The organism is Parageobacillus caldoxylosilyticus NBRC 107762, from assembly GCF_000632715.1.
GTDB classification, from domain to species: domain Bacteria; phylum Bacillota; class Bacilli; order Bacillales; family Anoxybacillaceae; genus Saccharococcus; species Saccharococcus caldoxylosilyticus.
The window spans coordinates 1-12429 of the sequence record NZ_BAWO01000083.1 but is presented as its reverse complement, the minus strand read 5'-3'; the positions used below and the strand labels follow the sequence as shown (position 1 = coordinate 12429).

Genomic DNA, 12429 nt, shown 5'->3' with positions numbered 1-12429 from the left:
TCATCGAATTTTTTAATAAGCTCCCTATTTAGAAAAGGGATAATAGCAAGTATGTTGAATTCTATAAGGTGGGGGTGGATATTTTGCGAAAGTTGTTACTGACGGGAAAAAGAATATCTCTGCGGACACCAACACAGGATGATTTGCCAATTCTATATAATCTGATATATGGTGTGGAGAATCCAGAATGGAAAAAGTACGATGCTCCTTATTATCCACTTGAATTTTGTACCTTTGAAAAGTTTTCTGAGACAATGGAAGAAAGAATGAACTTTACGGATGTACCAAGCCAAATGATTATGGAACATCAAGGTCAAATTATAGGTATGGTTAGCTATTATTGGGAGGACAAACGTACACGATGGCTTGAAATTGGAATTGTCATATATTCTCCTGAACATTGGAATGGTGGATTTGGAACCGAAGCATTATCTTTATGGATTGACTATCTCTTTGAAAATCTAACCATCGAGAGAGTGGGTCTGACGACTTGGTCTGGAAATCCACGAATGATAAGATGTGCGGAAAAATTGGGAATGCGATTAGAAGGTAGAATGAGAAAATGCCGCTACTATAATGGCGAATACTATGATTCTATTCGGATGGGTATTCTTCGAGAGGAATGGGATGAGTTTAAAAAGAATAATTCTTTATTCAACCCCCATGGAAGAACGAATGAACTTCCATCATCTGTGGTACCGCGAAGCGATGCATGGGTGGCTAACAGGGGAGTTCAGTAGAATAAGATTCTGGGTGGTATATGCTAAACTGAGTAGAATGATACGGAAGGTGTGAACGTTACAAAATGGATATTAGAAAATCCACCGATAGTGAACTTAAACAAATTATGGCACGTTCTCCACAAGCCATGTTTGAAGGAACATTGGGTAAAGTAAAACCGACTGGCGAGAAAATTAAGCAACTTGTAGAACCGCTCTTAAAGAAAGGATGTTATTATTTAATCGCAACAGAAGACGATAAATTAATGGGCTGGATTTTGATTGGGGAAAACAAAGACCAATTTACTGATAAAAGGATTGGATTTATATATGAACTTTTTGTTCTAGAAGAATTCAGAGGAAAAGGGGTTTCTAAACAGTTACTGAGTAGTGCTATTGACCGTTTAAAACAAGAAGGATACCCTGAAGTTCGACTTAGTGTATTTGTGGGAAACCCTGCTATTAAACTTTATGAGAAAATGGGTTTTCATTCAAGAAACATTACTATGAGTTTACCATTGTAAAAGATAATGAGGCTGAACCCATCCTTTCAACTCCTATGGAAGAGCGAATTAACTTCGTCATCTGTGGTGAAGCTCGCTTCATGGTTGGCTAAAGGGAAGATTAGCTTAAATTAAAGGTGACCACTTTACTTTTTCAAGTGGTCTTTTTTATTTTGGGGAATGTATGAACTTTGATTTTAGCAGATAAAAGTGGAAGCGGGAAAAGGCAAAATTTGAGCAGTATACGGGAAAAGCGGGCATTTGTTAAACTAACGGGGGGAGGGAGTAATTATCAGATGGAAAATATACAGTTTACATTCTTTACCCTAATTTTTCTGTTGGTCGGGTTATTTATAATTTGGTTTTCGCTGTTTGGTAAAAAGAAGTATATTGATGAAATGGGATTTTTTCTTGCTGACAATCTTATAGAGTTAATTGTAGGGCTTGCCTTTACATTTTCTCCAACCCTTATTAAAAGAGTTCTAATCTTTGTGTTCGGTTTTCTTTGGTCTTTACTTTTTGGGATTTTGTTTGTTAAATCCTTGTCAGCATATTTCAACTAACGGAGCAGGTTAGTTGAAGAAGGAATAAATTAACCTTTAAAAGAATTGCTTATTATAAGGTGATTTAGCTTTACTCAGTGGGAGAGATGATAATGATGGAGATTCCAGAAGAATTAGACTTAATTTCTGTTTTTGAATCGATACCTAAGAGAAAAGACGAAACAGATACTTTTTATAATGACACATCAACTTTTGTTTTAGAAAATGAAAAGGAATTATATGAGATTACCCTTTCACCTTTTTATAACGAATTTACTTTAAGTGTTAAGGACAGAGAGACAAAAGAGATAGTGTCATACCTTGAATTAATGTCTGTTAAGAAAATTGAAATTGTAGAAGATAAAAAGAATCACTCGAAGATTCGTTTGTTTCACGGTGAGTCCGATAGATACGAAAATATTATTGAAATAACTTTAAAACCTAACTTTAAATTGATTTTCAGAGAACAATACCGTTAATCTTCTTTAACTATCGGGTGCGATACTTCAATAATGGTATCGATTTTCTTGTTCAGCGAAAGAACAGTTTACTTGTAGAATGTGTTTTTGCTTTATGAGACGATTAATATTAACTAATTTTTTGTGGGGATTGAGTAAGATGATGAAAAAAGTTAAGTTATCTGAAATAAGTAAAACACAGATATGGACTTTAGAAGAGGAAGTTCAAAAAATAGCAAAAGAAGTACGTGAGAAATTTCAACCAATATTCCAACTTAATTCATATAATCTTTTGATAACCTTTAGTAGAAATAATGTTAATCCTAAAAACTTCCCAAATTATCCTGAGGTGACAAAAGAACAATGTCTTGAACCTTATTATTGTTCATCTGTTGGAGTTACAGTAACTGATATAGACGGAAATTTAATCGGTAATGAAGATGATGGTTATTTATTTGGAGAGGGTTTAACAATTTGGGAGGTTGAAAAAACATTTCTTTTTTTTAGTGTTGATGAATTCCCTCTTTCTTCTACAAAAGGCTTTTTGTTAGCTTTGTCTCCTTCGGAAATAAAAAAGGAACTGGAGCATGATGTTTTCTTTCTCGCCAAAGAGTTAAATATTCAAATTTAATAAATCACTTATTCAACTATTGGGGCGCATTACTTCAACAAGCAGGAAGTAATGCTTTTCTTATTGAAGTAACGGGCAGTTTTTGCCATAAGCTCCAATGATATAATCTTTTTTAAAAAGTGTAAGAATGTAAAACATCTGATAGTTGAGAGGTGGTTGTATATGGAATTTGAAGAGAGACAGACTGCTGAAAAAGCTCTAAAACATATGTTTATTGGTAGTCAATTAGATGGGATAAAGTTTGGTTTAAGTCCTGCAACCACATTCTTATACTTTATGCACTACAACAATCATGAACCAGACCAATTATGGCTACACATTGAAACAAGATGGTGTATATGTTCTACTAATTGCGAGTTATATCCTAATTCTGAAGAAGAAATGGATGAGCTAACAGAGGAAGAACAGTTCAAATTAATTTATGAACTTAGAAGGGAAGAAGTAATAGATATTAGATTAGGCAATACCTCACCTCATCTGTTTATTACCTTCAAATCAGGTAAGGTATTATTTGTAAACGGATACCATGAAAAATACGAATGCTGGCAAGCAGGTGATGGTCAAGGTTTTACTGGGGATGAATGGTTAATTGTAGCTGTTCCTCAAAACGGTATATCTTATTTTTTGCCTCAAGGTTACAATAATTTTATTTAACTCCCCATGGAAGAATGAATTAACTTCCATAATCTGTGGTGCCATGAAACGTGGTACGGGTGGCTAGCGGGGGAGTTTTGTTAAATAAAAAAGGTTCAAGAGAAGTTCTTATCGAAATAAAAAAGGGGGGGAGGGAATTTATATGAAAAATAATCAAGTAAAAACAGTATATGTAATATCAGGACCCGCTGGGATTGGTAAATCAACGATTTCAAAAGAACTAGCAAACAAATTAAGTCATAGTGCTTATATTTCTGGCGATTACATAAGCCATATGCACATTAATGGGCGGAAAAAACCTTGGGAAAGTAAAGAAGAACTCTCATTAATTTGGGATAATATTCTAAGCCTTGTTAGGAACTTTGTAAAATATGGAAATGATGTCGTGGTGGATTATGTTACCTTTCCTCAAGAAGCAATTTGGCTTTATGAAAATCTAAAGGATTTAAACGTAAGTGTTGTTTATGTAGTTTTATGGGCTGATAATGAAACGTTAATCAAAAGGGATGAAATGAGAAAACCAGAGCATAGAATGGGTGAACGCTGCTTAATTTTAGTTGATGAATTTAATGAATCTGGATTAGATAAAAAATATCTTTTCGATACCAGCGAAAAAACTACTGCTGATATTGATAATATCATTTATGAAATTATGAACAATCAAAGGTTTAAAATTAGTTAAACTCCCATGAAAGAACGAATTAACTTCCATCATTTGTGGTGAAGCTTGTTTTATGGTTGGCTAACGGGTGCTTTAACTGATATAGGTGTAGCATTGAATGAAATAATGATTTTATTTGAGGTGGGGGGCGTAAAAAACATTTTCTATATTTTGGGAATTAGTGTAATCGGTTGGAGCATATTCGCAAACACGAGCGGGATTTTTTCGAGACGATAGCGAGAATGTGAAACCGGATTTTTCAATGTTTTAATACATTCTCATAGACAAAACGAATGAATTTTGATATATTTTTCTTAAACGAATAGGATGATTAAAAAACACTCAAAACCCTTGATATATCAACGTTTTGATGCAAATGGGGATGACGCCATCACAGAAGAAAATCAACCAGATGATGAAAATGATGAATAATCATCTTAAATAAACATTAGACAGGCACTCGATCGGGAGTGTCTTTTTATTTTGGAAAAATGATCTTTTGGAATTTTCCTATTTTTGCTACAATAATATAGCGACTTCGATGAGAAGGATGGGAGAGGTTGGAATGACAGTCTTTCGCGATTTATTCTGGTTTTTCCGCCAGGAGAAAAAAGCTTATCTTACAGGGATTTTTATTCTTATTGTGGTAGCGTTTTTAGAAACGATTCCGCCGAAAGTAATCGGAATCGTCATCGATCATATTAAGGAAGGAACGATGGCAAAAACGGTGCTTGTCCGCTGGATGGCCGTTTTGCTGTCTGTAGCGGTTGTGTTGTATATATTGCGCTATTGGTGGCGGATTTTAATTTTTGGTTCTGCAGTGAAACTGGCGCGCCAGCTTCGCAACGAGCTGTATGCCCACTTTACGAAAATGTCACCGTCTTTTTATCAGCGGAAACGAATCGGCGATTTAATGGCGCATGCGACCAATGATTTGCAGGCGATCCAGCAGACGGCGGGAAGCGGAATTTTGACGCTTGTCGACTCCTTGACGCTCGGCAGCTTCGTGCTGGCGACGATGGCGCTGACCATCAGCTGGAAATTAACGATCATCAGTTTGCTGCCAATGCCGATCATGGCGGTTGCCACAAGCCGTTACGGGACGATTTTGCATAAGCGCTTTTTAAAGGCGCAAGAAGCGTTTTCCTCTTTAAACGATAAAGTGCAAGAGAGCATCAGCGGCATTCGTGTCATTAAATCGTTTGGCTATGAACAAGAGGACGTCGAATCGTTTCGCAAGCAGTCGGAAGAGGTGGTTGTGAAAAACGTGGCGGTTGCGAAAATCGACGCCTTGTTTGACCCGACGATTTCATTGATCGTTGGCATTTCGTTTTTTTTAGCAGTTACGTTCGGAGCCAAAATGGTCATTGCGGGAGAATTAACGATCGGGGAGCTTGTGTCGTTTACGACATATCTCGGCCTGCTCATATGGCCGATGCTGGCGTTTGGCTGGCTGTTTAACATTGTCGAGCGCGGGCGGGCCTCCTACGACCGCGTCCGTGCGCTTCTTGCCGAGAAAGAAGAAATTCAAGAGGCGGAAAACGCGATTACTGCGCCTCCGACCGGCGATATCGTTTATGACATTCGACAATTTACCTATCCAAATGAATCCCGTCCCTCCTTGGAAAATATCCGTTTTTGTCTGCGGCGCGGCCAAACGCTTGGCATTGTTGGAAAAACAGGGGCGGGGAAAACGACGCTGCTGAAGCTGTTGCTGCGCGAATTTGACCAGTATGAAGGAGAAATCCGCTTTGGCGGCCACGAAATTAGCGAATATACATTAGATGCGCTGCGTGCGGCGATCGGCTACGTGCCGCAAGACCATTTTCTGTTTTCGGCAACGGTAAGGGAAAATATTGCATTCGCCAAGCCGGAAGCGAGCGAAGAAGAAGTGGTGAAGGCGGCGAAGCTGGCCAATATCCATGGCGATATTATGCAGTTTGCTGATGGCTACGACACGATTGTCGGCGAAAGGGGCGTTTCCCTCTCGGGCGGCCAAAAGCAACGAATCTCGATCGCCCGTGCGCTGCTAATGAATCCGGAAGTGCTTATTTTGGATGATTCGCTGTCGGCGGTGGATGCCAAGACGGAGGAACGGATTTTATCCGCTTTAAAAGAAAACCGTGCCGGAAAAACGACGATCATTACCGCCCACCGTTTGAGCGCAATTCAGCACGCCGACTTGATTGTTGTGCTCAATGGGGGACGGATTGTGCAAATGGGAACGCATGAACAATTGATGCGAGAACGCGGATGGTATCACGACATGTACGAGCGGCAACAGCTCGAATCGTTAGTCGAACAGGGAGGAGAAATATGAACGATAAACCGTTAACCCCAAAAGAACAACGGCAAGTGTTATGGAGACTGCTTGCTTATATGCGCCGGTACAGGAAAGACACGGCGCTCGCCTTTGCCCTGCTGGTGCTTGCGACCGCAGGGGAGCTTGTCGGACCGTATTTAGTCAAAATATTTATCGACGATTATTTAACGCCGCGGCGCTTGGATTTTGCTCCATTGCTTTGGTTGGCGGCGATCTATACCGCCGTGCTAGTCTTGAAAACGGTGATTTCTTACTTTCAGCTCGTCAAGTTTCAAAAGCTGGCGCTTGAAGTGATTCAAGCGCTGCGGATGGACGTGTTTACAAAAGTACATCAGCTTGGCATGAGCTATTTTGACCGTACGCCGGGCGGAAGCATTGTTTCGCGCGTGACAAATGACACGGAAGCGATCAAAGACATGTTCATCAGCGTCCTTGCTGCTTTTATTCAAAACGGTGTATTTGTCATCGGCGTATTTATCGCCATGTTTTCGCTCAACGTGCGCCTCGCTCTTTATTGTTTGTTTATTTTGCCGGTCATTATTTGGATTATGAAATTATATCGCCATTATAGTTCGATTTTTTATAAAGACATGCGCGAGCGCCTCAGCGAGTTGAACGCAAAATTAAACGAGTCGCTGCAAGGAATGGCGATCATTCAAGTGTTCCGCCAGCAAAAACGTCTTTACCAAGAATTTGCGCAAATCAACGACAAACATTATGCAGCAGGCATGAAAAACATTAAAATCGACGGGCTATTATTGCGTCCGGCGATCGATTTCGTCTATATTGCATCGATTATCGTTGTGTTAAGCTTTTTCGGCATTTCCGCGCAAGAAAGCCCGGTGGAAATCGGGGTGCTGTACGCGTTTGTCAACTATTTGGAGCGCTTTTTCGAACCGGTGACGCAAATGATGATGCGCCTGTCGCTGTACCAGCAGGCGATTGTTTCCGGCGCACGCGTCTTTGCCCTTTTGGATCATGAAGAATTGGCGCCGCAAAACGCGGAAACATCCAAGGCTGTCATTCAAGAGGGAAAAATTGAGTTTCGCGATGTCAGTTTTTCCTATGACGGAAAACATGATGTGCTGAAACATATTTCCTTTGTCGTCAAACCGGGAGAAACGGTCGCCCTTGTCGGGCATACCGGGAGCGGAAAAAGTTCGATTATTAATTTGTTAATGCGCTTTTACGAATTTGACCGCGGCGATATTCTCATTGACGGCATATCGATTCGCGATTATTCGCGCGAGGAGCTGCGCAAACATATCGGCCTTGTGCTGCAGGACCCGTTTCTCTTTTATGGAACGATTAAAGACAACATCCGTATGTACAACCATTCATTAACCGATGAGCAAATCGTCAAAGCCGCCCGTTATGTGCAGGCGGATACGTTTATTGAAAAGCTGCCGGACAAATACGACCATCAAGTGGTGGAAAGAGGGGCTACTTTCTCAAGCGGACAGCGGCAGCTAGTCTCTTTTGCGCGCACGATCGCGGCAAATCCGAAAATATTGGTGCTGGACGAAGCAACGGCCAATATTGATACAGAAACGGAAGGAGCAATTCAAGAGGCGCTTGCAAAAATGCGGAAAGGCCGGACGACGATTGCGATTGCCCACCGTCTGTCCACGATCCAAGACGCCGACCAAATTCTCGTGCTCCATCGCGGCGAAATTGTCGAACGGGGGACGCACCAAGAGCTGCTGGCGCAAAAAGGGCTGTATTATAAAATGTATTTATTGCAAAATGGCCTAGTAGATGCACAAGAGTACGTATAAAAAGAAAAAGCGCTGTTCCCGCTTGATTATTGGGCAGCGCTTTTTTGCTTGCGCTTCTGTCGGTTATAAGCGTTCAGAAGCGAATCCAGTTCTTTGCTTATTTGAATGGCGGCGGCCGAGTTCAATCCGTTTTTCGCGACAATTTCTATAAGTTCCATCCGTTTTTGCTCAATTAATGTTAAAATTTCGTTTTTAATCACGGAAAAACAGTTCCTTTCATGATCCAAAATTTATTGTAGGTGATTGTATTGTATACTATTTTGCAAGTTAATGCAAAAAGAGAAAATAGAAATATACCCATGATGCTAGACAAATACGTTACTAATAAGCCTATTTTTGCTACAATAAAAATAAAAAATGGGTAGGGGTTGAATAAAACAATGACAGATGTCAATGTATTTTTGGCGTTTGGCGCCGGCTTTTTATCGTTTATCTCTCCTTGCTGCCTGCCTTTGTATCCGGCGTTTTTATCCTATATTACCGGTGTATCGGTAAGTGAGCTGAAAACAGAGAAAGGGATGATGCAGCGGCGCAGTTTATTACATACGCTGTTTTTCCTCCTTGGTTTTTCGCTCATTTTTATTTCGATCGGCTTTGGCACTTCGCTGGTCGGTCGATGGTTTAGCGAATATCAGGATTTCATCCGGCAAATCGGCGCCATTCTTATTGTGATTTTCGGACTAATGATTGTCGGAATATGGAAGCCGTCCTTTTTAATGAAAGACCGCCGTCTTTCCTTTCAAGAACGCCCTTCCGGCTTCATCGGCTCGCTCGTCATTGGCATGGCGTTTGCAGCGGGATGGACGCCGTGCACCGGCCCAATTTTAGTATCGGTCATTGCGCTGGCAGCGACCAATCCTGGATCGGGAATGCTGTATATGCTCGCTTATTCGCTAGGCTTTGCCGTGCCGTTTTTTATCCTTTCTTTCTTTATTGGAAAAATGCAATGGATTCGCAGCCATAGTGAAAAAATGGTGAAAGTCGGCGGATATGTTATGATTGCGATGGGAGTCATCCTCTTTTTCGATTGGATGACGAAAATTATTGCGTACACGACAAGCATTTTTGGAGGATTTACCGGCTTCTAAATTGGTTGGTTAGGGGGAATTGCGGATACTATGGCAAGGATTCTTATTGTGGATGATGCGAAGTTTATGAGAATTACCTTGACAAAAATTTTGCAAAAAGCAAATCATACGATCATCGGCGAAGCGGAAAACGGAAAAGAGGCAGTGGAGTTATATCAGAGTTTACATCCAGACGTTGTCATCCTTGATATTACCATGCCGGTGATGAATGGGATTGAGGCGGTGCGCGCGATCAAGCAAGTGGATCGAAACGCGAAAATCATTATCTGTTCGGCCATAGGGCAGCAGCGCATGGTCGTCGAGGCGATTGAGGCCGGCGCGGCTGACTTTATTGTAAAGCCGTTTGAAGAAAACCGCGTGCTTGAGGCAATCAACCGTCTGCTATAACCATATAGATATATGCACAATTTGTGGGTTTTTGCTATAATAACATTATCTATTATCATAAACTTGAAAGAAGAGGATGATGCGTTTGGCTATCATAACATCGCTCATTGCGGTATTCATGGCATTTTTTATATTCTTCGTGCGCATGAAAGCATCGCAAAAACCGACAAACGCGAAAAAGATTATTTTGCCGCCGATATTTATGAGCACTGGCGCGCTTATGTTTTTGGACCCTGTATTCCGCGTGACGAAAGGCGAGCTGATCGAGGCGATTGTGCTCGGAGCGTTTTTTTCCATTTTTCTTATTAAAACGTCGAAATTTGAAATTAGAGATGGCGAAATTTATTTGAAACGCTCAAAAGCATTTGCGCTTATTTTAGTCGGCTTGATCCTCATTCGCCTCGCATTGAAATCCTATTTGGGCCGCACGATCGATTACCGCCAGTTAAGCGGCATGTTTTATTTGCTTGCTTTTTCGATGATCGTGCCATGGCGCATCGCCATGTATATTTCTTATAAAAAACTGGAGCGGAACTTAAAACATCGGCCGCCGATTTTAACGACATAAATGCGTAAAAAGCGGGGAAGAACCCCCGCTTTTTATTATTTCTAACGACATAAATGCGTAAAAAGCGGGGAAGAACCCCCGCTTTTTATTATTTCTAACGACATAAATGCGTAAAAAGCGGGGAAGAACCCCCGCTTTTTATTATTTCATTATTATTTCAGACAGCCGCTTCACGGACATGCCAGCATGTTTCGCCTATTTGCTTTGCAGCAAATGCTCGTAAGGAGCAATATTAATTTGTTTTTCTTTTAACGTACGGATTAAAAACTTATGGTCGCGTTTTGGGGTGGCGATAATATAGCCGCGGATAATCAAATCTTTTGTGATTCGGGAGGCGTTTTCCTCTAGCGCCAGCTCCCCGATTTTTCCGGCGATTTTTTGCCGGGCGACATCGCGAAACAGCTCAGGAACCGGCCTGACAAGCTCCTCTAAAAGCGCCTTCTCTTCTTCTCCCCATAAATGCCGCGTCTGTTCAATATAATATTCCTGCCAGTCTAATTCCGATTTTCCGTCTTCTTTCGGCAGCCGTTTTAAAAATTTACGAAACATAAAAAAGCCGCCGATCGACATCGTGACAAGCAAAAATACGCTCCAAAACAAAATAAACCAAAGAAACCAGCCTGTCAGCATCCTTCCCACCTCATCGAATTTCAATCTATCAACCATTATTGCGAAAAAAGCGGGTTTTGGCAAGATTAGCCCGTTTTTACGTTCTGTTACCAAAATGTAATGCAAATGTAAAGAAACGCCGCAATCCTCTATGTATCAATGGGTGAGCGATTGTCATCGTAGTGAAATGGAAATGTAAACCAGTGATATGTATCTATAAAAATGGTACTCTATTACACGCAGACGACAAACCAAAAAGAAACTATGAGGGGAATAGGATGATGAAAAAAATTCTTGCAACACTCGTAGTAGTTTGCTTTATGGTCGTCGGCTTTACCTCTCATTCGACAGATGCGGCAACAACTTATACATACTATAAGGTGAAGAAAGGCGACTCCTTTTACAAACTTGCTAAAACATATAAAACAACCATTTCTGCGTTAAAATCTTTAAATCATCGAAAAAGCGATGTTCTTGTTGCAGGCGAAACAATCAAAGTTCCGCGGCTGGCCAAAACTCATGCTGTGAAGCAAGCAGCGGAGCCTGTCGCAAAAAAGCCGAAATTTTCTATTCGTGCAGAAGAACGAAAACTAATGGCACAGCTTGTCCACGCGGAAACCGGCTTTAGCGAGCCGTTTGCCGGAAAGGTGGAAGTTGCGCTCGTTATTTTAAACCGCGTGAAACATCCTGGCTTTCCAAACAGCATTAAAGGCGTTATTTACCAAAAAACAAAATCGGGCTATGCGTTTGCTCCTGTAAAAACAGGAAAACTAACACGCATTCAGCCAACAAAACAAGATTATGCTGCGGTAGATAAAGCACTATCGCTATTCCCGAACGACCGCCGCGGTTCGCTCTACTTTTATAATCCAAAAATCACAAAAGATAAATGGATGCTGTCAAGACCAGTCACGATCCGCATCGGACATCATGTGTTCGCAAAATAAGCGAGGATATCCCCTGCGAAAAAGGGGATATCCTCTTTTTTGCATGAAAACAGCCAGCAGTCCAAACGTTGTTATACGTGGGGCTGCGGCTGCTTTGGTAAAAACAAGTATTTTCCTCTTTCTGTCTCGTAACATAGTTATAGGGGAAAGCACGTCATGAAGCGGATCGACCTGATCTATGAAAAATTAAAAGAATGGACAGCAGGGGAAAATCGGTGGGTCAGCGCGAAGAAATTGGCTTCTCGACCGCGCCAATATGTTAAATATGTTAACTAAACTTAAAACTATGTATCAAATGCTGGAACTAGAGAGAGCATACAATATTCATACATTAGATGATGAACTGTGTTATGTAACTGAGTTTTTTGACTACTATAAACAAAAACAATAACACACAACCGTATCTTTTGTTAATACAATTGTAACCGCTTTCTATAAAACGATTTTTATGTATATAACACACTAAAATAACCATCTTAATTTCATGGACTTTTCCTATTTTGACACGAATATGAATATTGCATCAAAAATATAATGAAAACAAAAAAAGGAGCATTCCTG

At 40.7% G+C, this 12429-nt stretch carries 15 protein-coding genes and 1 pseudogene; 14 read left to right on the top strand and 2 right to left on the bottom strand.

Features of this window, described 5'->3' with window-relative positions:
* The first annotated feature begins 80 nt into the window (after positions 1-80).
* The 10 genes and pseudogenes from GCA01S_RS17860 to GCA01S_RS17820 all read left to right on the top strand — a co-directional run bounded on the left by GCA01S_RS17860 (position 81) and on the right by GCA01S_RS17820 (position 8269).
* Complete coding sequence (locus GCA01S_RS17860) at positions 81-740, top strand: GNAT family N-acetyltransferase (protein ID WP_071997976.1); 660 nt, start codon at positions 81-83, stop codon at positions 738-740.
* Between the two features lie 65 nt (positions 741-805).
* Positions 806-1243, top strand: coding sequence for a GNAT family N-acetyltransferase (locus GCA01S_RS17855; protein WP_042412069.1), 438 nt, complete (start codon positions 806-808; stop codon positions 1241-1243).
* 170 nt (positions 1244-1413) lie between these two features.
* Positions 1414-1785, top strand: a complete 372-nt coding sequence (locus GCA01S_RS17850) for a hypothetical protein (RefSeq protein ID WP_042412067.1) — start codon at positions 1414-1416, stop codon at positions 1783-1785.
* A 92-nt stretch (positions 1786-1877) separates the two neighbouring features.
* On the top strand, positions 1878-2243 hold the full coding sequence (locus GCA01S_RS17845; protein WP_042412065.1) for a hypothetical protein: 366 nt from the start codon (positions 1878-1880) through the stop codon (positions 2241-2243).
* Between the two features lie 139 nt (positions 2244-2382).
* Complete coding sequence (locus GCA01S_RS17840) at positions 2383-2853, top strand: hypothetical protein (protein WP_042412063.1); 471 nt, start codon at positions 2383-2385, stop codon at positions 2851-2853.
* A gap of 162 nt (positions 2854-3015) precedes the next feature.
* On the top strand, positions 3016-3507 hold the full coding sequence (locus tag GCA01S_RS17835; RefSeq protein WP_042412061.1) for an RNA-binding protein: 492 nt from the start codon (positions 3016-3018) through the stop codon (positions 3505-3507).
* Between the two features lie 136 nt (positions 3508-3643).
* Positions 3644-4189 carry an AAA family ATPase gene (locus GCA01S_RS17830; protein ID WP_174407512.1) on the top strand — a complete coding sequence of 182 codons (546 nt, stop codon included), beginning with the start codon at positions 3644-3646 and terminating at the stop codon, positions 4187-4189.
* Between the two features lie 343 nt (positions 4190-4532).
* A pseudogene (locus GCA01S_RS20285) lies at positions 4533-4613 on the top strand (YneF family protein); the annotation flags it as partial.
* 120 nt (positions 4614-4733) lie between these two features.
* Positions 4734-6488 (top strand): ABC transporter transmembrane domain-containing protein, encoded by a 1755-nt coding sequence (locus GCA01S_RS17825; protein ID WP_042412056.1) that lies wholly within the window; start codon positions 4734-4736, stop codon positions 6486-6488.
* Positions 6485-8269, top strand: a complete 1785-nt coding sequence (locus GCA01S_RS17820; RefSeq protein ID WP_042412054.1) for an ABC transporter ATP-binding protein — start codon at positions 6485-6487, stop codon at positions 8267-8269. Before GCA01S_RS17825 ends, GCA01S_RS17820 begins: the two co-directional genes overlap by 4 nt.
* 26 nt (positions 8270-8295) lie before the next feature.
* On the opposite strand, the gene GCA01S_RS17815 is transcribed toward GCA01S_RS17820, so the two are convergent.
* Entirely contained in the window at positions 8296-8469 is a 174-nt protein-coding gene (locus GCA01S_RS17815; protein ID WP_042412052.1) for an aspartyl-phosphate phosphatase Spo0E family protein, read from the bottom strand.
* Between the two features lie 180 nt (positions 8470-8649).
* On the opposite strand from GCA01S_RS17815, the gene GCA01S_RS17810 reads away from it, so the two are divergent.
* From GCA01S_RS17810 to GCA01S_RS17800, 3 genes are all read left to right on the top strand, one after another.
* Positions 8650-9357, top strand: coding sequence for a cytochrome c biogenesis CcdA family protein (locus GCA01S_RS17810; protein ID WP_042412050.1), 708 nt, complete (start codon positions 8650-8652; stop codon positions 9355-9357).
* 30 nt (positions 9358-9387) lie between these two features.
* Positions 9388-9744, top strand: coding sequence for a response regulator (locus GCA01S_RS17805; protein WP_042412048.1), 357 nt, complete (start codon positions 9388-9390; stop codon positions 9742-9744).
* An 85-nt stretch (positions 9745-9829) separates the two neighbouring features.
* Positions 9830-10312, top strand: coding sequence for a CcdC family protein (locus tag GCA01S_RS17800; protein ID WP_026078448.1), 483 nt, complete (start codon positions 9830-9832; stop codon positions 10310-10312).
* A gap of 195 nt (positions 10313-10507) precedes the next feature.
* Here the strand turns inward: GCA01S_RS17800 and GCA01S_RS17795 are convergent, their stop codons facing one another.
* Positions 10508-10942 (bottom strand): DUF2621 domain-containing protein, encoded by a 435-nt coding sequence (locus GCA01S_RS17795; RefSeq protein WP_042412047.1) that lies wholly within the window; start codon positions 10940-10942, stop codon positions 10508-10510.
* Between the two features lie 260 nt (positions 10943-11202).
* Between GCA01S_RS17795 and GCA01S_RS17790 the strand changes: the two genes are divergently transcribed.
* On the top strand, positions 11203-11868 hold the full coding sequence (locus GCA01S_RS17790; RefSeq protein WP_042412045.1) for a cell wall hydrolase: 666 nt from the start codon (positions 11203-11205) through the stop codon (positions 11866-11868).
* The last annotated feature ends 561 nt before the right edge of the window (positions 11869-12429 follow it).